Source organism: Prauserella sediminis (genome assembly GCF_014195435.1).
Taxonomy (GTDB): domain Bacteria; phylum Actinomycetota; class Actinomycetes; order Mycobacteriales; family Pseudonocardiaceae; genus Prauserella; species Prauserella salsuginis.
Window position 1 is genome coordinate 4,012,406 of sequence record NZ_JACIBS010000001.1, and the last position, 18,779, is coordinate 4,031,184.

Genomic DNA, 18,779 nt, shown 5'->3' on the forward strand with positions numbered 1-18,779 from the left:
TAGGCTGGCGCTCATGTCGGAGCGGGGATCGGGAGTGGCCACCAGGGAGGCGATCCGGGCGGCCGCGGAGCGGCTGTTTCTCGACCGCGGATATGCGCGGACACCGGTGCGGGACATCGCAGGCGCCGCAGGAGTGAACGCGGCGCTCGTCATCCGCTACTTCGGTAGCAAGGAGGAACTGTTCCTCGAGACGATGCGGCTGACCATCGACGACGAGCCGTTACTGGACGTGCCGATCGAATCCTTCGGCAGGCGCTTCGTCGAGGTCGTGCTGTCCACGGACGACATTCGCGGCGTGTACCTCGCACTCGTACGCGGCAGCGGAGAGAGCCGGATCGCCGAACGGCTGCGGGAGGTTCACGAACAGGCGCTCGTCGCGCCGCTGCGCGCCCGGCTGTCCGGTGCGGACGCGGATCTGCGCGCCCGGATGGCGGCCGCCGCGGTGGGTGGGCTGCTGTACTCGCTGTGGGTGGTGGGGGACGAAGACCTGGCCGCTGACCGGGACGAACTCGTCGCGCGCTACGGCGCGATCGTGCAGCAGCTCGTCGCCCCGCAGCCCTGAAACCCGCTGCCTTGAAACCCGCTGCCTTGAAACCCGCAGCCCTGAAACCCGCAGTCCTGAAACCCGCAGCCCTGAAACCCGCAGTCGTGGAACCCGGCAGCCCTGAAACGCCGCTGCCCTGACACGCCGTACGACGTCACTGCACCGACCAGCCGCCGTCGGAGGGCAGGATCGCGCCGGAGACGTTCACGCCGTCGTCGCTGAGCAGGAAGGTGATCGACGCCGCGAGGTGCTGCGCCGTCGCGATCGGCGGGATCATGCGGAGGAAGTCACGAGTGCGCTCGTTGCCCCAGGCCGAATCCGGCGCGCCGCCGTGGGCGATGCCGGTGGCGACTCCGCCAGGGGCGACCGCGTTGACGCGGATACCGTGCGGGCCGTACATGAACGCCGTGTTCTTCGTGATACCGACGACCGCGTGCTTGGCCGCGGTGTAGGCGACACCGGCGGCGTTGCCGCGCAGCGCGGCCTCCGACGCGACGTTCACGATGGATCCCGCACGGCGTTCGAGCATGGCGGGCAGCACGGCGCGGGTGAGTCGGAACACGCCGTCGACGTTGATCGCGAACACGCGGCGCCACATCTCGTCGGACGTCTCGTGGGCGGGGGAGAAGTCGTCTACGATCCCCGCGACGTTGGCGAGTCCGTCGATGCGGCCGCCCGCCGCGGTGACGATGCGGTCGATGTCGTCGTCGCGGGTGATGTCGCCCGTGACGGTGGTGATGCGGCCGGTGTCCGATTCGGACGCCAGTGTCTCGAGCCCCGGTTCGGTGATGTCGGCCGCCACGACACTGCCGCCTTCAGCGGCAATGCGGTGCGCCGTGGCGCGGCCGATGCCGGACGCCGCGCCGGTGACCACGACGGTGCGGCCGTCGAAGCGGCCGGGAGTGATGCGTTCCCGCCACACGGACTCGTCCGCGTCGGCGGGTCCGCCGCCGACCCGCCGCACGAGTGCGTCGACGACGTCCTGCGACAGCCTTCCCTGGCTGAGGGTGACGAGTTCCTGAAGCGGGAGGTTCGCCACGGGTGCCAGCGCGTCGGCGCCCACGCCCGCCTGTTCGAGCAGCTCGCGGATCGCGGCGCCGCCTTCGGGGTGTTCGAGCCAGGTGCCGACCGTGCTGGCTGCGGTCAGGACGCGGGGTGTCGTGCTCATGGCTGCCTCCGGGCGCGTTCGCGGGACGGTCGCTCGAGTGAGTGTAAACTTAGTTTACATACGGAACGGAGGTGGGCACAGTGCCTGAGGACGTGCTCGTGGTGACCGGCGTCGGCGGCATGGGGATTGCGGTGGCACGGCGGCTCGGGCCGGGCAGGCGGGTCCTGCTGGCCGACGTCGACGCGTCCGCAGTGGAATCGGCGACGAACCGGCTGCTCGACGAGGGTTACGACGCGATGTCCGCGGAGGTCGACGTGTCCTCGCAGGCATCGGTCGGCGCCCTGGCGGAGCGGGCCGCGGCGCTCGGCGACGTCCGGACCGTGGTGCACACTGCGGGACTGTCCCCCGTGCAGGCGCCGGTCCGGGCGATTCTCGACGTCGACCTGCTCGGCGTGGCGTACGCGCTCGATGGGTTCGGTGCGGTGATCGCGCCGGGCGGGTCGGGGGTGGTGATCGCCAGTATGGCAGGCCATTCCAACCCGGGTGTCCCGGCCGCGGACCTGCGCGCACTGGCCACGATGCCTGCCGCCGAGCTCGCCGCGTCCCCGCTGCTGGAGGAGGGCAGTTTCGCAGGCCCGGGGGTCGCGTACGCGTTCGCCAAATGCGTCAACTTGATGCAGGTGCAGGCGGCCAGCGAGGCCTGGGGCCGGCGCGGTGCGCGCATCAACTCGATCAGCCCCGGCATCATCGCCACGCCCATGGGCAAGTCCGAATTGGACAGCGAGCACGGCGCGAGGATGCGCGATGCGGTCGCCGTGTCCAATGCCGGACGTGTCGGCACCGCAGCCGACGTCGCTGAGGTCGCCGCGTTCCTCACGGGTTCTTCGGCCGGCTTCATCTCCGGCACGGACCTGCTCGTCGACGGCGGGGTGACCGCCGTGCAGCACACGCGCACGGGCTGACGGCTCCGGCTCTCGCGCGGCCCGGGTGGCGCCTGCGGTGGCGCGACCCGGGCCGCTGCCCTCAGGCGACGTCGCCGAGTGCCTTGTCGAGGATCTCCACCCCACGATCGATCTCGGCCTCGGTGGCCGTCAGCGCCGGGGCGATGCGGAACGTGCCGCCCATGCCCGGCAGCTGCACGATGTTCATGTGCAGGCCGAGTTCGCCCGCCCGCTGGGTCACGGCGGCGCCGAGCCGGTCGCTGTCGGCCGTGCCGCCGGGGGTGACCAGTTCGAGTCCGACGAGCAGCCCCCGGCCGCGTACGTCCCCGATGGCCGGGTGCCGCGTCGCGAGCTCACCGAGGCCGTCACGCAACCGCACGCCGAGCTCCGCGGCGCGCACATCCAGCCGGTCGCGCGTGAGCACGTCGAGCACGGTGTTGCCGACAGCCGCGGGCAGCGGATCGTTGACGTGGGTGGTCAGGAACAGGAATCCGAGGTCGTGGGCCTGCTGCTCGATCTCGGCGCTCGTCACGACCGCCGACAGCGGCAGTCCTGCGCCGAGTGTCTTGGAGAGCGTGATGATGTCCGGCACGACGCCGTCCCGTTCGAAGGCGTACCAGTCGCCGGTGCGGCACAGGCCGGTCTGGGCCTCGTCGAGGATCAGCAGCATGCCGCGTTCGTGGCACTTGTCCCGCAGCGCACCGAGGTAGCCGGGCGGCAGGTCGATGATGCCGCCGGAGCTGAGAATCGGCTCGACGAGGCATGCGGCGAGACTGCCGGTTGACTGCGCGTCGATGAGGTTGAACGCCAGCTCCAGCTGGCGGCGCCAGTCGAGTTCGCCGTCGGCGTCGACGATGTCGGGCCGGAACCGGTCCGGCACCGGAAGGGCGAAGTTGCCCGGCGCCGCGGGACCGTAACCGCCGCGGCCCGCGCTGTAGGTGGCGCCGGCGGCCGCCTGCGTCATGCCGTGCCACGACCGCGCGAACGAGACGACCTCGTGTCCGCCGGTGACCAGCTTGGCCATGCGCAGTGCCGCCTCGTTCGCCTCGCCACCGGTGCTGAGGAGCATGGTCTTCTCGAGCGGTGCGGGCAGGGAGTCGGCGAGCCTGCGGCACAGCTCGAGCACGGGCCGGCTGAGCATGCCGCTGTAGAGATGGTCGAGCCGGCCCGCCTGGTCGCCGATAGTGGCGACGATCTCGGGATGGGAGTGGCCGAGAATGGCGCTCATCTGGCCGGACGTGAAGTCCAGCAGTTCTCGGCCGTCCTCGGTGAACACCGAGGTGCCTGCGGCACGGTCGATCACGGAGGGGTTGAACCCGCCTCGGCCCTGATAGCGGATGAGGTGCGCGGTGTCGGTCATACTCCGACGCTACGAACGCTCGTTGCATCGCGTCCATCACACGATGTCGACGCCGCTGTTCGGTTTTCCCGAACGATCCGGCGCAGACTGGGGACATGCTCAACCCGTGGCGACTGCGGCTGTTGTCCCTGCTGGAAAGTCTCGGCACCGTGCGTGCGGTGGCCGAGACGCTGCACCTGAGTGCCTCGACGGTGTCGCAGCAGCTCACGGTGCTCGAATCGGAGACCAAGGCGACGCTGCTGGAACGGACCGGCAGGCGTGTGCGGCTCACCCGGCAGGGCAGCCTGCTGGCACGGCGGGGCAGGGAGATCCTCGACCGCATGGCCGAGGCCGAGGCCGAGTTGCGCATGCTCGGTGACGAGCCGATCGGCACGGTCCGGGTCGGGGCGTTCCAGAGCGCGATCCAGCCGCTCGCCGTGCCTGCCGTGACGCGGTTGGCCGACTCGCACCCGCAGTTGCAGGTCGAACTCGTGGAGTCCGAACCGCACGAGAGCGGCCCCGCGCTGCGGACCGGCGACCTCGACGTGATCATCACGACCACCGACTACGTCGAGTTCCCATGGGGCCGTGACCTGGAGATCGTGCCGCTGGGCACCGATCCGGTCGTACTCGTGCTGCCCAGGGCGCATCCACTGGCGCGCCGACGTGCCGTGGACCTCGCCGCGTGCGCCGACGAGACGTGGACCGGCGACCGCACGGGCTCGTACATGGCCGAGCTGACCCGCAGACTGTGCCGGCAGTCCGGCTTCGAACCACGGACCGCGAGCCGCTTCAGCAACTACCTGCTGCAGCTGGGCGAGGTGGAGGCGGGCAGGGCGGTGACATTGCTGCCGGCCCTGGCCGTCCCCGCCGACCGTGCGGTCGCGACGTGCGAGCTGACCACGCCGGTGCACCGCAACGTCACGATCGTCGTGCGCAGTGGCAGCGCCCCGCGGGCGGCCGTGGACGCCGTCGTCGACGCCCTGCTCGACCACCCGGAGATCCCGGCGCTGACGGCCGCGGGCGCCGACTCGGGCTGATCGGCCGGTCGGCTGATGTGACCACCGTGAGCGTCCGAACTGCGGATGTACACCCCATACGTCCGTCCTGTGTCCGGATGTCCCTGAATGCCGGTCAAGAGCTGACGTTGTCTGCGATGATTCGGTTAATCGTTCATTTCTCGGCTAGGCGGGTGTCACGCCGGAGGGCTACCGTCCGCTCATGAGCACTCACCGATCGCGCTTTCACCGATCACGACTCGTGACGATGCTTCTCGGTCTGCTCGTGGCTCTCGTGGGCGGCCTCGGATCGGCGGCTCCGACCGCCGGTGCCGAGCTCGCGGCCCCGGTCGCGGCGCAGGCGGAATGCGGTGACACCTCCGGATTCGAGACGACTCCGCTCGGGGACCTGCCGGCGGAGGCGACCGACACCTACGAACTGATCCAGAGCGACGGGCCGTACCCGTACCCGGAGGACGACACGGTCTTCCAGAACCGTGAGGGTCTGCTGCCCGACTGCGACGAGGGCTACTACCGCGAGTACACCGTGGAGACCCCCGGCAGCGATGATCGCGGAGCGCGGCGCATCGTGGCGGGAAGCGGTGGCGAGTACTTCTACACCGACGACCACTATGCGAGCTTCATCCTCATCGACACCGGCGACGGCGGCACGCCTCCGCCGCAGGAACCGGCGTGCGGTGACACGTCCGGATTGGACACGGTCGCGCTGTCGTCGCTGTCGCAGGAGGCGCAGGCCGTCGTCGCCGACGTCCGCGGCGGTGCCACCGGCCCCACCTACGAGAACCGTGAGGGCGTGCTGCCGGACTGCGACGCCGGCTACTACCAGCTGTTCGACGTGGGTTCCGAGGACCGCGTGATCTCCGGCGAGGACGGTGAGATCGTCTACACGCCCGACCACTACACGACGTTCCAGGCCGTGGATGTGAACTCCTGACCCGAGGTTCCCGCGGGCGACGGGACATGGTCGACCGGGTCCGCGTCGCGGTGCCCGGGATCCGCAACACGGGCCCCGGAGGGCGCGACACGGCTCCCGGAATCCGCAACATGGGCCCCGGATAGCGCAACACGGCTTCGAGGTGCTCGCCCGTTCCCGGGCGTTCCGGGAACGGGCGAGCGGATCGACGTCAGGCGTCTGCGGCGAGTTCCCGGGTCAACGTGGTGACGCCGGGCAGCCCGGCGAGTCCGTAGGTGAGCTCGGTGATGCGTTCGGCGCGCTCCTCGGTGACCGCCCGGCCGGCATTGAGGCGGAACTTCGTCGCCAGCTCGTCGGCCGACAGCGGGTTGCCGTGGCCGCCCCGGTTGGCGTTCACCCGCTCGGTGAGCTCGCTCCCGTCGGAGAGCCGGACTCGGAGCACCGCGGGGAACTGGTGCGGGAAGATCCCGTCGCATTCCGCGTCGGGAACACACGTCACCTTGGCGGCGAGGGCCAGCCGGTCCGGATCGGCGGCCGCGGTATCGGTGAAGTCCTCGTGGAACACGCCGAGCCCGCCGCCGCCGAGCAGCGCCGCGGCCACGGTGTACGGGCCGGAGAACGCCGCGTGGTATCCCGACGTGGGGACGGCCTTCTCCTCGGGAGGCTCGCCGATGGTCCGCAACACCGCCGTGGGCGCGCCGAGTTCGATGCTCTCGATCGCGGCGGGGTCGACCCCGCGGGCCCGTAGCCGGAGCGCCGCGTCGATGCCCGCGTGGGTGAAGTGGTTGCACGGGTAGGGCTTGAAGAAGATGCCCGGCAGCTCCCATCGCTCGCCGAGCCCGGACGTGACGGCGTCGAGGTCGACCCGGTCGCCGCAGAACGCCTGCAGCATGCCGAAGCGGCCCTCGAGCACGGTCGGGGGTCCTGTGATGCCCGTGCGTGCCAGCCCCGCGGCGGTGACGGCGGCGTGCGCGGCCCAGCCGCAGTGGATCCGCTTGACGGTGCCGCCCGTCCGGTTCGCCTCGAGCAACCCGGACCCCATGCTCGCCGCGATGCCCACGGCGTGGGCGATGCCGTCGGTATCCACACCGGACAGCATGGCGGCAGACACCGCGCCACCGACGGCGCCGCAGATCGCCGTGGCGTGCAGGCCGTGTTCGAAGAACACCGAGTTGCCGAGGTCGGAATCGTAGCCCGCCATGCCGAGCCGGACAGCCACCTCGATACCCACGCCGATCGCGTCGAGCAGCTGGGCGCCGCCGGCGCCATGCGACTCGGCGACCGCCAACGCGGCGGGCACCACGGAGGCGGACGGATGCAGCACCGACGGCAGATGCGTGTCGTCGAAGTCGAGCGAATGGGCGAGGGTGCCGTTCAGCAGTGCGGCGCTCGGCTCCGGTACCGGCTGCGCGCCGATCGCGGTGGATCTTCCTGCGCCGCCCCATTCGCGCACGAGCGCACCGACCGCTTCCGCGGGCGGTTCGGCCGTCGCGGCGAGGCTGTTGCCGAGTACGTCGAGGACCCGGCGCGCGACGTCGTCCCGCAGTTCGGGGGCGAGCCCGTCGTCGCGGGTGGTCGTGGCGAATCCGGCGAGGTGCTGGACGAGTGTGGTCATGCGCTCACCGCCGCGAGCGGACGGATCGGCGAACCGGTGCCGCCGGTGATGCGCAGGGGAGCGAGCAGGAAGGTGAACTCGCGGACGCCCGCCTCGGCGACCTCCTCGAGGTTGAGGTGCTCCATGATGAAGATGCCCGATTCGACGAGCAGGACTCGGTGCACCGGCAGCACGGCGTGTCCCGCGCCCGCGGGAATCTGCTCGTAGGCGGTGGTGTCGGCGCCCGTCGCGACGACGCCCCGATCGGCGAGCCACCGTCCCGCTTCCACGGTCGGCCCCGGCACACCGGTCTCCTTGCCCATGTACGTCGCGGCATCCGCGAAGTTGCGTGCCCAGCCGGTGCGCACCAATGCGACATCACCCTGGCCCGGTTCGGCACCCGCCAGCTTGGCGGCCTCGGCGAGATCGTCGGCCGTGACGCCGTACCCGGCCGGCAGCGTATCGACGCCGTGGACGGCCGCGACGTCGAGCAGCACCGCACGCCGCAGCAGCCCGGGCAGGTTCTCCGCGCCGTGCGTGCTGAACGTGCCGCCCTGCTGAGCCTCCGCAGCGTCGACCCCGCCGTGGAGCTCGCCGCAGTGGCTCACGTGCGAGAGCGCGTCGATGTGGGTGCCGACGTGGCCGCCGGTGACGATGATCTCGTTGGCGGCCGAACCGCCGTCGGGGCGTTCCATGTCGCCGTGCCTGCGGATGAGCGTCATCCGGAAACCTGGGTGGTTCGGCGAGCAGGGCATGCCCGTGAAGAAGGGCTGCCCGAGCTCGTAGAGCCGGACCCCGCCGGAGACGGCGGCGAGCAGCGGGTCCTGGGAACGTGTCATGACGTCTGGCCTTCCTTGACGTTCGGGTCCTCGTCGGCGATGGCGAGCAGCCACAGCGCTCGTTCGACGACTGCTTTGTCGACGAAGCGGCCCGCGGAGTCGATCCACGCCGCTTCGCCGGAATCGCGCACCGTGTCCACGAGCGACCGTGCCCACGCCACCTCGTCGGGGTCGGGGCGGCAGGCCTCGTGCACCACGGGAATCTGTGCCGGATGGATGACCGACCGGCCGAAGAAGCCCGCCCGTCGTCCCTCCTCGGTGTCACCGCGCAGGCCGTCGAGGTCACGGACCGCGGTCCACACGCTCTGCGCGGGACTGGACAGGCCCGCCGCGCGGGCCGCGACGACCACCCGCGACCGCGGCCACGTGAGCGCGTTCCGGTCGGTGACGCGCAGGTCCGCCGCGAGGTCGGCCTCCCCGAGGGAGATGCCGGACACGAGGGGATGCGCCGTGGCGAGTGCGTAGGCCCGTTCCACGCCGAGTGCCGATTCGACGACCGGGTGCACGGGAACGGACAGTCTCTCGGCGACGGCGCTCAGCCGTTCCGGGTCCTCGCACTTGGGAATCCGGACCCCAGCTGGTGGCACGGAAGCCGTGGCGAGTGCGTCCACATCGGCCGTCCCGTGTGGCGTGCCGGGCTCGTTGACGCGTACGTACGCGCGGTTGCCGTCGGCGAGGGTCGCGACGGCGTTGCGCCGTGCCTGCTCCTTGGCCTCCGGAGCGACGGCGTCCTCGAGGTCGAGGATGACGGCGTCGGCGTCGGAGGCCAGCGCCTTGGCGATCCGGTCGGAGCGGTCGGCGGGAACGTAGAGCCACGTCCGCACCGGTGCGGTCACCGGACGATCCCCTGCTCGCGGAGCCGGGCCAGGCGCTGGGGCGTCACGCCGTACTCGCCGAGGACCTCCTCGGTGTGCGCGCCGACCGGCGGGCCGGTCCAGTTGATCGCACCGGGCGTCTCGGACATCCGGAACAGCACGTTCTGCATGCGAACCGGGCCGAGTTCGTCGTCGGGCAGCGTTGCGATCGTGCCGAGCGCCTGGAACTGCGGGTCTTCGACGATGTCGGCCGCCGTGTAGATCGGCGCGATCGCGGCCTCCGCCTCCTCGAAGGCCTTGATGACCTCGTCGCGGTCGCGCGCGGCAATCCACGATCCGACCGCCTCGTCGAGTTCGTCGGCGTGCCGGGCGCGCTCGGCTCCGCTGGCGAACCAGGGCTCGTCGATGAACTCCGGCCTGCCCACGAGGCGCATGACGCGTTCGGCGATCGACTGGGCGCTCGTGGAGATCGCGACCCAGCTGCCGTCCCTGGTGCGGTAGGTGTTGCGGGGCGCGTTGTTGCTCGAGCGGTTTCCGGTGCGTTCCTGCAGCACACCGAGCTGGTCGTAGGCGATGATCTGCGGCCCGAGCAGGGTCAGGATCGGCTCGATGATGGCCATGTCGACGACCTGCCCGTGGCCGGTCTGCTCCCTCGCACGCAGGGCCGTCGTGACCGCGAAGGACGTCGCCAATGCCGCGATGCCGTCGGCGAGCCCGAACGGCGGCAGCATCGGCGGGCCGTCCGGGTCGCCCGTGATGGCGGCGAATCCGCTCATCGCCTCGGCGAGCGTGCCGAACCCGGGGCGCTTGGCGTAGGGCCCGACCTGGCCGAACCCGGTGACCCGGGTGAGGACGATCCCTGGGTTGATCGCGCGGAGCTCGTCGTAGCCGAGACCCCAGCGTTCGAGCGTGCCGGGCCGGAAGTTCTCGATCACCACGTCCGCGTCGGCGACCATCTCGCGGAAGATCTCCTGGCCCTCAGGGGATCCGAGGTAGAGCGTGACGGCCTTCTTGTTGCGTCCCAGCAGCTTCCACCACAGGCCGACACCGTCGCGCTGTGCACCGTGGTTGCGGACCGGATCGCCGTTCGGGTGCTCGATCTTGATGACCTCGGCGCCGTAATCGGCGAGTGTGGTCGCGGCCAGTGGGCCGGCGAACAGCGTTGCCACGTCCAGGACGCGGATTCCCGACAATGCGCCCGTCATGGGGCGGCACCTGCCTTTCGTTGTGCGTTTCGGTTAGGGGAACACCGATGAACGCCGTGTTTCGCGACCCACGCTTTCCCCTGCTGACCAAGTTCGCACTGCTGATCGCGGAGAGTCAAGCTGTGCAAGGTTGTTGACCTAGCACTGCGGCCGGTGTCACGATAGCTCAACTTCGACATGATGTTTCTTCGAGCGGAACAACTTCCTTCGGTGGAACACTTCAGGGAACAGGGATCAGAGATGATCGTTCGCAGGCTGATCGCCGTCCTCGGCGTGGGCGCGTTGCTCGCCGCCGCGGGCTGCGGTGGTTCCGCACCGTCCGGCGCCGCGGTCGATGCCGCCGGGAGTGGTGACGGTCCGGTCAGGATCGGGGCGCTGCACCCGGTCAGTGGGTCGATGGCGGTCGACGGACTGCAGATGCGACGTGGTGCACAACTCGCGGTCGAGCAGATCAACGAATCCGGCGGCATCGCCTCGCTCGGCGGCCGCAGGGTTCAGCTGACGACCGCCGACACCCAGGGAAAACCCGAGATCGGCCAGAGCGAGGCTCAGCGGCTGATCTCGGACGGCGCGGTCGGCCTGGTCGGCACTTATCAGAGTTCGGTCAGCAGCAACGTGGCCGTCGTGGCCGAGCGCAACGAGGTGCCGTTCGTCATGGACGTGACCGCCTCCGACGAGATCTTCCAGCACGGCTATCGGCACTCGTTCCGTGTGCAGCCGGGCAGTGCCAAGATCTCCGAGTCCGCGGCCGACCACCTGAAACAGGTGTCCGAGCAGGCCGGTGAACCGGCCGGACGGGTAGCCGTGCTCCACGAACAGACGGACTTCGGCACGGGAGCGGCCGACACGTTCGAGGCCGCGGCCCGAAAGCTGGGCATGGAGGTCGGCCCGCGGGTCAGCTACGACGCGACGACGGCCTCGGACTTCACCTCCCAGATCACGCAGGTCAAGGCCTCGGATGCCGACGTCCTCGTCGTGGCTGGGTACTACGGCGACAGCCTGCTCATCGCGCAGGCCATCGACGCCGTCAAACCCGACCTCGACGCGGTGTGGGGCGTCTCGAACGGCGCCTACGACCAGCCGAAATTCGTGTCCGACGCCGGAGAACTCGGCGACCGGTACTTCAGCACCAACTACCACTTCGACGCGCAGAACCCCGAGACCCGGCGGCTGCGTGCGGAGTACCGACAGCGTTTCGGAGCACCGATGCGCACCGGTGCGGTCCTGTCCTACGACGCGGTGCAGGCCATCGCCGCGGGTGTCGAGGAGGCGGGCAGCACCGACCCGGCGGCTGTGCGCAACGGGATCGCCAGGGCGCAGATCGACCCGCTCACCGTCGGCGACGGCCCTGTCCGGTTCGGACCCGACGGGGAGAACGTGAACTCGGCCGCGGTGCTCATGCAGATTCAGAACGGACGGGTGAAACAGGTGTATCCCCCGGAGAAGGCCGAATCCGACCCCGACTACTCGGTGGCCTGGTGACGATGACGACGACGATCGACACCGACGCCCCGGAGACCCGGGCCCCGTCGGCCACACTGGCGGTACTGAAGCGCGCGGGCGTCGTGGGCGCCCTGGTGGCGGCGGCCGTCGCGGTCGCACTGGTCCAGTCGGGCAGCGGCATCGTGGTCTGGCAGTCGGTGGTGACCGGACTGCTCACCGGAGGTCTGTACGGACTGATCGCGATGGGCCTCACGTTGATCTTCGGCGTGCTCGACATCGTGAACTTCGCCCACGGCGCCATGCTGGCCGTGGCCATGTTCATCTCGTTCGGCGTGGTGGCCGTGACCGGTCTGCACCCGTACCTGACGATGCTGATCACCGTGCCCGCACTGTTCCTCGTGGGCGTGCTCGTGCACCGCGGTCTGCTGTCCGGCTCGGGCGGGGCCACGCTGGAGAACCAACTGCTCATCACGCTGGGGCTGTCCCTGTTGCTGGAGAACGGCCTGCTGCTGTTCTTCGGCGCCGAGCCGAAGAACGTGGGCCTGCCCGGCGAGACACACCTCGACGTGTTCGGTGCCGTCGTGGCCGGGTCGCGGCTGTACGCGTTCCTGGGAGCCATGGCGCTCGGACTGCTGCTGTACTGGATGCTGCAGCACACCCGGCTCGGCACGGCGATCCGTGCGGTCGCATCGAACAGCGCCGGTGCCGAACTGGTCGGCATCAACGTGCGCCGGATTCATACGTTGACCTTCGCCATCGGTGCGGCGTGCGCCGGTGCGGCCGCGGCGCTGGCCGTACCGCTGCTGTCGGTCACACCGACGCTGGGCGAGCAGTTCAACATCACCGCGTTCGTCGTGGTGGTCCTCGGCGGCATGGGCAACGTCGTCGGCGCGCTCGTCGGCGGGCTGCTGATCGGACTGGTCGAGCAACTCACCACGATCTATCTCGACGGCCAGAGCTCGCTGCTCGGCGTGTTCGTGGTGTTCGTGCTGGTGCTGTTCCTGCGTCCGCAAGGATTGTTCGGGAGGCGAACATGACCGACACCGCAGTCGAGTCGCGGCGGGAGACCCGGTCCGCAGGGCCGGCGGCGCCGCCGTTGCGTCCCCAGAACCGGCAGTTCGCCGTCCTCGCGGTCCTGGTACTGCTGGCGATCCCGTTACCGCTGATCCTGCCGGCAGCGCAGGGCGCCGTGGCCGTCCGGATCCTGATCTTCCTGATCATGGCGGTCGGCTGGAACATCATGAGCGGGTTCGGCGGCATGTTCAGCTTCGGTCACGCCGCCTACTTCGGCCTCGGCGCCTACACGAGCGCGTACCTGCTGGTCGAACACGGTGTGTCGCCATGGGTGGGGATGGCCGCGGGCATGGTCGTGGCGGCCGCGGTGGCGATGGTGATCGGCTACTTCTCGTTCCGCTACGAACTCAAAGGCGCGTACTTCGCGCTGGCGACGTTCGCGTTCGCCGAGATGCTGCGGCTGATCACCACCAGCAGTGACGCCGTGAACGGTGCCGTCGGTTACCAGGTGCCGTTGATCCAGGGTTCGTCGCTGGGGCAGATGCAGTTCCCCGCCGGGTCGCCCGCGTACTTCTGGATCGCGCTCGTGCTGGCGGGCGGGGCCGTGGCACTGAGCATCCTGTTCCGACACTCGGCCGCGGGCCGCTACGTCGTGGCGATCCGCGACGACGAGCTGGCCGCCGCGTCGGTCGGAGCCCCGGTGATGCGGCACAAGCTGCTGACGGTGGCGCTGTCCGGTGCGATCACGGCGGTCGCGGGCGCGTTCTACACCCAGTACTACCTGTTCATCGACCCGCAGCTGGCGTTCGGCTCCTCGGTGTCCATCGAGGCGATCGTCACCGCGGTGATCGGCGGGATCGGCACCATCTGGGGCCCGGTGGTGGGAGCCGTGATCGTGGGCTCGCTCTCGGACGTGACCGCGACGTTGCTGGCGACCCCGCCCGAGTTCCTGAGCTTCCTGCAGGGCCGCAGCGGCCTCGACGTCATCCTGTACGCGGTGATGTTGATCCTCATCGTGCGGCTGATGCCGAAGGGCATCTTCGGGACTCTCGCGGAGAAGTTTTCGGAAAGGCGGCGCCGATGAGCGTGCTCGAACTATCCGGTGTGGACAAGAGTTTCCGGGGTCTGCGCGCCCTGTCCGATGTGGATATGGCCGTGTCGGAAGGCGAGATCGTCGGAGTGATCGGACCCAACGGTGCCGGCAAGACGACTCTGTTCAACGTGATCTGCGGTGCGCTGAAACCCGATGCGGGATCGGTGCGCTTCGCCGGTGAGGACGTGACCGGCCACAAGCCCGAGAAGATCGCCCGCAGCGGCATGGTGCGGACCTTCCAGTTGATGCGGCCGTTCGCGACCATGTCGGTCGCGGAGAACGTGAGTCTGGCCGCGCAGCATCACACGCGCGGGGCGGAGCGGCTGCGCGGCCACGCCGTGGAGATCGTCGAGCGGGTGGGCCTTCGGGAGTGGGCGTATCGGCCGGCGACCGAGCTGCCCACGGCGGGCCTGAAACGGCTCGAACTGGCCAGGGCGCTCGCCGCGCGGCCACGAGTGCTGCTGCTCGACGAGGTACTCGCCGGACTGCTGCCGGCCGAGCGTGAGCCCGTGCTCGATCTGCTCGCCGAACTGCGCGAGCAGGACGGCACGACGCTGGTGTTCATCGAGCACATCATGGCCGCGGTGATGCGGCTGTCCGATCGCGTGCTCGTGCTGGACCAGGGCGCGGTGCTCGCCACCGGTACGCCCGACGAGGTCACGGCCGATCCACGCGTGATCGAGGCCTACCTCGGGGAGGAGCCGACGACCCATGCTGACGCTTGAGAGCCTGAGTGCCGGATACGGCCGCATGCGCATCCTGCACGAGGTGGACCTGCAGGTCGGTGCCGGTGAGCTGGTCGCGCTGGTCGGCGCGAACGGTGCCGGCAAGACCACGACGCTGCGCAGCATCTGCGGCCAGCTCCCGCCGCAGGCGGGGCGGATCGTGTTCGACGGCAGCGACACCGCGGGACGCAGGCCGGACGTGCTCGTGCGGGACGGCCTGGTGCACGTGCCCGAGGACCGGGCCCTGTTCGGCACGCTCACCGTCGAGGAGAACCTGCGGATGGGTGCGTGGACCGCGCAGGCCGAGGACACCACGAAGCGGCTGGAACAGGTGTACGAGCTTTTCCCGATCCTGGCCGAACGCCGGGGTCAGGTGGCGCAGACCTTCAGCGGTGGCCAGCAGCAGATGCTCGCGATCGGACGCGCCCTCATGGCGGGCCCACGGCTGCTGCTGCTCGACGAGCCGTCGACAGGCTTGTCGCCGAAGCTGACCTGGACGATGCTCGACGCGGTGCGGGAGATCCGGGACACGGGGGTGTCGGTCCTGCTCGTCGAGCAGAACGCGAAACAGGCGCTCGCGATCGCCGACCGGGCGTACGTGATGGAGAGTGGATCGGTCGTGTTGTCGGGCGGCGGTGGGGAACTCGCCGGCGACGAACGCGTGCGGAAGGCGTACCTGGGACTGTGATGGGTACGCACACGACGACGTCGCCGGCGGGGCGGGATGCGGCGGCCGCCACCGCCGAGCTCGGAGCGTGGGTCTCGCAACTGGACCCCGCTGCCGTGCCGGCCACCGTCGTCGACCGTCTCGGCCTCGTGGTGCTCGACGTCGTCGGCGTGGCCGCCGTCGGCGCGAGGACCGCCGATCACCGGGCGCTGCGGCACGCCTGGGCCGCACCGGCAGGGCCCGCGCCCCTGTTCGGCACCGGCGAGACCGCACCGGTGGACACCTCCGCGTGGCTGAACGCCGTGGCGATGGCGTGCCTCGAACTCGACGAGGGCAACAAATACGCCAAGGGTCATCCGGCGGTGCACGGCTTTCCCGCCGTGCTCGCCTTGGCTGCCGAGCGCGACGCCTCCGGCGACGACACCGCCGCGGCGCTGTTGGCCGCCTACGAGGTGGCGGCCCGGTTCGGCCGGGCGACCGGCCTGCGTGCGGGCGCGCACCCGCACGGAAACTGGGGCGTCGCGGGCGCGGCGGCAGGATGCGCCCGGCTGCTCGGCCTCGGCCCGGGTGCGTGCGCCGCCGCCATCGACACCGGAGCCGGGATGCCGATTGCGGGGCACTTCGACTCCGCGACGACCGGCAACCCGGTGCGGGACGCCTGGCTCGGGGCCGCCAACACCTCCGGCCTCGCCGCAGCGCGGATGGCAGCCGCGGGTGTCGCCCGCAACACCGGCACCGCAGCGCTGTCACTCGGGTCGCTGCTGGGCGAGTTCGACCCCCGCGAGCTCACGGCCGGGCTCGGTACGCGCTGGGACATCACGGCCGGATACTTCAAGCGGCACGCGTCGTGCTCGTTCACGCATCCGGCCGCGGACGCGATTCTCGAGCTCGCCGACGGCGGGCCGATCGCCGACGTGCGCGTCGAGACGCACGCGCTGGGCGCAGGCCTGTCCGGAACGGACTGGGACAACCGGCTGTCGGCGATGTTCTCGACGCCGTTCGTGGTCGCGGCGGCGGCCCTCGACGGTGCCGTCGGCCCGCAGACCTACACCCGCCACCGGCAGGCCGATTCGCGGCTGCGGGAGCTCGCCCGCCGGGTGACCGTCGTCGCCGCCGACGACCTCACCGCTCGCCTGCCTGCGGAACGGGCCACCCGCGTGACCGTGCGCTACGCCGACGGCGACACCCGCACCGCGGAGGTGCCCAATCCGGTCGGCGACGCCGATCACCGCCCGTTCGACCGCGACGCCGTCACCGAACTGCTCCGCGGCTGGCTCGGCGACGACGACCTGCTCGACCGGTTGGTGGCGTTCAGCACGCGCTTCGCCGCGTCGCCGCGGGTGGGCGAGGCGCTGCGCGGACTCGCCCATGTCCCGGACGGCACCACCCCGGACGGCACCACCCCGCAGAACACGGCCCCGGACAACACGGCCCCGGACAAGGAGGAATGAGCGTGATGCGCGCGTTCGCCGTGACCCCGATCCACCTGCCCGACGAGGAGATCAGCAGGCGGCAGGACCGGTACGACCGGCTGGCACCGCCGGGGTTCGAGATCGTGTTGCGTGACGTCGGGACGGCGGCACCGGCGGCGCTGGACACCGACGCGGCCGTGCGCGCGTCCGAACGGGCCGTCGAATCCGCGCTGGACGCGGCGCTGGCGGACCGGACCGCGGGCTGGGATCTGGCGTTTCCCGACTGTGTGCTGGACCCGGCCGTGCCCGACGGTGTCGGCACCGACGGCGCGGCCACCGCGGGCCCGACGGTGCACGGCCTGCTGAAGCTCTCGGCCGGTTTCCTCGCCGCCCGTGGCGAGCGGTTCGGCGCGGTGGTCCGCAACGAGGCGATCGGCGCGGAACTCACCCGGCGGCTCGCGGCGTACGGTCTGGTGGCGTACTCGGCGGGTGTCGAGGTGCTGGACCTGCCGTTCGACGCCATCGCCGACACCGCCACCTGGAACGCCGCGCTCGGCGGGGCGGTGACCCGGCTCGCCGAGCGCGGAGCCACCGCGGTGCTCAACGGCTGTTCCGCGGTGGACGTCGAACCCGCCGACCTGGCCGCGCGCATCGTCGACCCGACCGCGCTCGCGCTGCGGTTGCTGACCGTGGAAGGAGCACCGACCGCATGACCGGTCCCGACCCGACCGAGACCGAGGGGCCCGACCTCGTCGTCGCCGGTGCCGGCGGCGGCCTCGCCGGCGCGCTGCGCGCGGCCGAACACGGGCTGAGCGTGCTCGTGGTCGAGGCGAGTGAGCACTTCCGCAGGGGCAACAACACGTCGATGTCCACGGCGATGTTCCCCGGGGCCGGCTCGCGCTGGCAGGCAGATGCGGGGATCGACGACGGGCCGGAACGGTTCGTCGCCGACATCATGGCCAAGACCCACGGCACCGCGGATCCGCGGCTGGCCAGGACACTGGCCGGGATCAGCGCGCCGCTCGTGGAATGGCTGGCCGATTCGGCGGGGCTGCCGCTGTCGCTGGTCACCGACTTCAACTATCCCGGGCACGCCGTCCCGCGTTGCCACACCATCCCGGGCAGGCACGGCTCCGGGGTGATCGACCATCTCGCCCGCACCGTCACCGAACATCCGGACGTCGAACTGCTGGCGCCTGCGCGGCTGACCGACGTCCGCCTCGACGGCGAGGGCGCGGTCCGTGCGGTGGCCGTGCGGTACCCCGACGGCACGGAGGAGGAGATCCCGACTCGTGCGGTGCTGCTCGCCACGAACGGCTTCGGTGCCGACCGTGGTCTCGTGGCCGAGCACCTGTCCGAGATCGTCGGGGCGTTGTACCAGGGCGGGGAGAACTCGCTCGGCGACGCACTGCGGATCGGCGGAAAGCTCGGTGCCGCATCCGGATTCCTCGACGCCTACCAGGGACACGGCGCGGTCGGGGCCAAATCCGGCACGCTCGTCGGGTGGGCGACGATCATCCACGGCGGCGTGCTCGTCGACCTCGACGGCAGGCGCTTCGGCGACGAGACACGCGGCTACTCGGAGTACGCCGCGGAACTCGCCGCCCGCCGCGGCTCGACCGGGTGGATCGTCCTCGACGAGACGATCTATCAGCAGTGCCTGCCGTTCCGCGATTTCCAGGACAACGTCGACGCGGGCGCGATCGTGTGGGGCGCCGACGCCGCGGAGCTGGCCGAGGTGACCGGCCTGCCCGCCGAGTCGCTCGCCGCCGAGCTCGCCGACAGCGCGGCGGCGGCGCGCGGTGAACGCACCGACCGGTTCGGCAGGACGAACTGGGAGCGTCCGCTGACGGGCAGGTTCGCCGCGGTCCGGGTCGTGCCCGCGCTGTTCCACACGCAAGGGGGCCTGCTGGTCGACGAGCGTGCGGCGGTCGTCGACGCCGCCGACCGGCCCATCCCAGGTCTGTACGCCGCAGGGGGTGCCGCGGCCGGAATCTCGGGCCGCGGCGCCGCCGGTTATCTGCCGGGCAACGGGCTGCTGCCGGCGTTCGGCCTGTCCTGGCTGGCCGCCGACGACGTGGCCCTCCGGTATTCGCACACGCAGTAAG

General features: G+C 70.8%; 18 protein-coding genes. 12 read left to right on the forward strand and 6 right to left on the reverse strand.

The window, feature by feature from the left end:
• The first annotated feature begins 13 nt into the window (after positions 1-13).
• On the forward strand, positions 14-562 hold the full coding sequence (locus FB384_RS18210) for a TetR/AcrR family transcriptional regulator (RefSeq protein WP_183784668.1): 549 nt from the start codon (positions 14-16) through the stop codon (positions 560-562).
• A gap of 136 nt (positions 563-698) precedes the next feature.
• Here the strand turns inward: FB384_RS18210 and FB384_RS18215 are convergent, their stop codons facing one another.
• Positions 699-1,712 (reverse strand): SDR family NAD(P)-dependent oxidoreductase, encoded by a 1,014-nt coding sequence (locus FB384_RS18215; RefSeq protein WP_183784670.1) that lies wholly within the window; start codon positions 1,710-1,712, stop codon positions 699-701.
• Positions 1,713-1,792: 80 nt separating this feature from the next.
• On the opposite strand from FB384_RS18215, the gene FB384_RS18220 reads away from it, so the two are divergent.
• Positions 1,793-2,614, forward strand: coding sequence for an SDR family oxidoreductase (locus FB384_RS18220; RefSeq protein ID WP_183784672.1), 822 nt, complete (start codon positions 1,793-1,795; stop codon positions 2,612-2,614).
• A gap of 61 nt (positions 2,615-2,675) precedes the next feature.
• Here FB384_RS18220 and FB384_RS18225 read toward each other — a convergent pair whose 3' ends face one another.
• Positions 2,676-3,953, reverse strand: a complete 1,278-nt coding sequence (locus FB384_RS18225; protein WP_183784674.1) for an aspartate aminotransferase family protein — start codon at positions 3,951-3,953, stop codon at positions 2,676-2,678.
• Between the two features lie 95 nt (positions 3,954-4,048).
• Between FB384_RS18225 and FB384_RS18230 the strand changes: the two genes are divergently transcribed.
• A complete protein-coding gene (locus FB384_RS18230; RefSeq protein WP_183784676.1) occupies positions 4,049-4,972 on the forward strand; it encodes a LysR substrate-binding domain-containing protein in 924 nt (307 codons plus the stop codon).
• Positions 4,973-5,153: 181 nt separating this feature from the next.
• On the forward strand, positions 5,154-5,885 hold the full coding sequence (locus tag FB384_RS18235; RefSeq protein ID WP_183784678.1) for a ribonuclease domain-containing protein: 732 nt from the start codon (positions 5,154-5,156) through the stop codon (positions 5,883-5,885).
• 190 nt (positions 5,886-6,075) lie between these two features.
• Here the strand turns inward: FB384_RS18235 and FB384_RS18240 are convergent, their stop codons facing one another.
• Genes FB384_RS18240 through FB384_RS18255 form a run of 4 tightly spaced genes read right to left on the reverse strand, consistent with a single transcriptional unit; the run spans position 6,076 to position 10,317 of the window.
• Positions 6,076-7,479, reverse strand: a complete 1,404-nt coding sequence (locus tag FB384_RS18240) for an MmgE/PrpD family protein (protein WP_183784679.1) — start codon at positions 7,477-7,479, stop codon at positions 6,076-6,078.
• Positions 7,476-8,297 (reverse strand): cyclase family protein, encoded by an 822-nt coding sequence (locus FB384_RS18245; RefSeq protein WP_183784681.1) that lies wholly within the window; start codon positions 8,295-8,297, stop codon positions 7,476-7,478. Before FB384_RS18245 ends, FB384_RS18240 begins: the two co-directional genes overlap by 4 nt.
• Positions 8,294-9,133 carry an HpcH/HpaI aldolase/citrate lyase family protein gene (locus FB384_RS18250; protein ID WP_183784683.1) on the reverse strand — a complete coding sequence of 280 codons (840 nt, stop codon included), beginning with the start codon at positions 9,131-9,133 and terminating at the stop codon, positions 8,294-8,296. Before FB384_RS18250 ends, FB384_RS18245 begins: the two co-directional genes overlap by 4 nt.
• Positions 9,130-10,317 (reverse strand): CaiB/BaiF CoA transferase family protein, encoded by a 1,188-nt coding sequence (locus tag FB384_RS18255; protein WP_183784685.1) that lies wholly within the window; start codon positions 10,315-10,317, stop codon positions 9,130-9,132. The genes FB384_RS18250 and FB384_RS18255 overlap by 4 nt, the downstream gene beginning before the upstream one ends.
• Positions 10,318-10,557: 240 nt before the next feature.
• On the opposite strand from FB384_RS18255, the gene FB384_RS18260 reads away from it, so the two are divergent.
• Genes FB384_RS18260 through FB384_RS18295 form a run of 8 tightly spaced genes read left to right on the forward strand, consistent with a single transcriptional unit; the run spans position 10,558 to position 18,778 of the window.
• Complete coding sequence (locus FB384_RS18260; protein ID WP_183784686.1) at positions 10,558-11,799, forward strand: ABC transporter substrate-binding protein; 1,242 nt, start codon at positions 10,558-10,560, stop codon at positions 11,797-11,799.
• Between the two features lie 2 nt (positions 11,800-11,801).
• Complete coding sequence (locus FB384_RS18265) at positions 11,802-12,797, forward strand: branched-chain amino acid ABC transporter permease (protein WP_183784688.1); 996 nt, start codon at positions 11,802-11,804, stop codon at positions 12,795-12,797.
• Positions 12,794-13,858, forward strand: a complete 1,065-nt coding sequence (locus FB384_RS18270) for a branched-chain amino acid ABC transporter permease (RefSeq protein ID WP_183784690.1) — start codon at positions 12,794-12,796, stop codon at positions 13,856-13,858. Before FB384_RS18265 ends, FB384_RS18270 begins: the two co-directional genes overlap by 4 nt.
• Positions 13,855-14,592 (forward strand): ABC transporter ATP-binding protein, encoded by a 738-nt coding sequence (locus FB384_RS18275; protein WP_183784692.1) that lies wholly within the window; start codon positions 13,855-13,857, stop codon positions 14,590-14,592. Before FB384_RS18270 ends, FB384_RS18275 begins: the two co-directional genes overlap by 4 nt.
• Positions 14,579-15,280, forward strand: coding sequence for an ABC transporter ATP-binding protein (locus FB384_RS18280; RefSeq protein ID WP_183784694.1), 702 nt, complete (start codon positions 14,579-14,581; stop codon positions 15,278-15,280). Before FB384_RS18275 ends, FB384_RS18280 begins: the two co-directional genes overlap by 14 nt.
• Entirely contained in the window at positions 15,280-16,710 is a 1,431-nt protein-coding gene (locus FB384_RS18285) for an MmgE/PrpD family protein (protein WP_183784696.1), read from the forward strand. The genes FB384_RS18280 and FB384_RS18285 overlap by 1 nt, the downstream gene beginning before the upstream one ends.
• Positions 16,707-17,384 (forward strand): hydantoin racemase, encoded by a 678-nt coding sequence (locus FB384_RS18290; RefSeq protein WP_228726065.1) that lies wholly within the window; start codon positions 16,707-16,709, stop codon positions 17,382-17,384. Before FB384_RS18285 ends, FB384_RS18290 begins: the two co-directional genes overlap by 4 nt.
• Positions 17,381-18,778: an FAD-dependent oxidoreductase gene (locus FB384_RS18295; protein ID WP_183784698.1), complete on the forward strand. Its 1,398-nt coding sequence runs from the start codon at positions 17,381-17,383 to the stop codon at positions 18,776-18,778. The genes FB384_RS18290 and FB384_RS18295 overlap by 4 nt, the downstream gene beginning before the upstream one ends.
• Position 18,779: the final 1 nt, after the last annotated feature.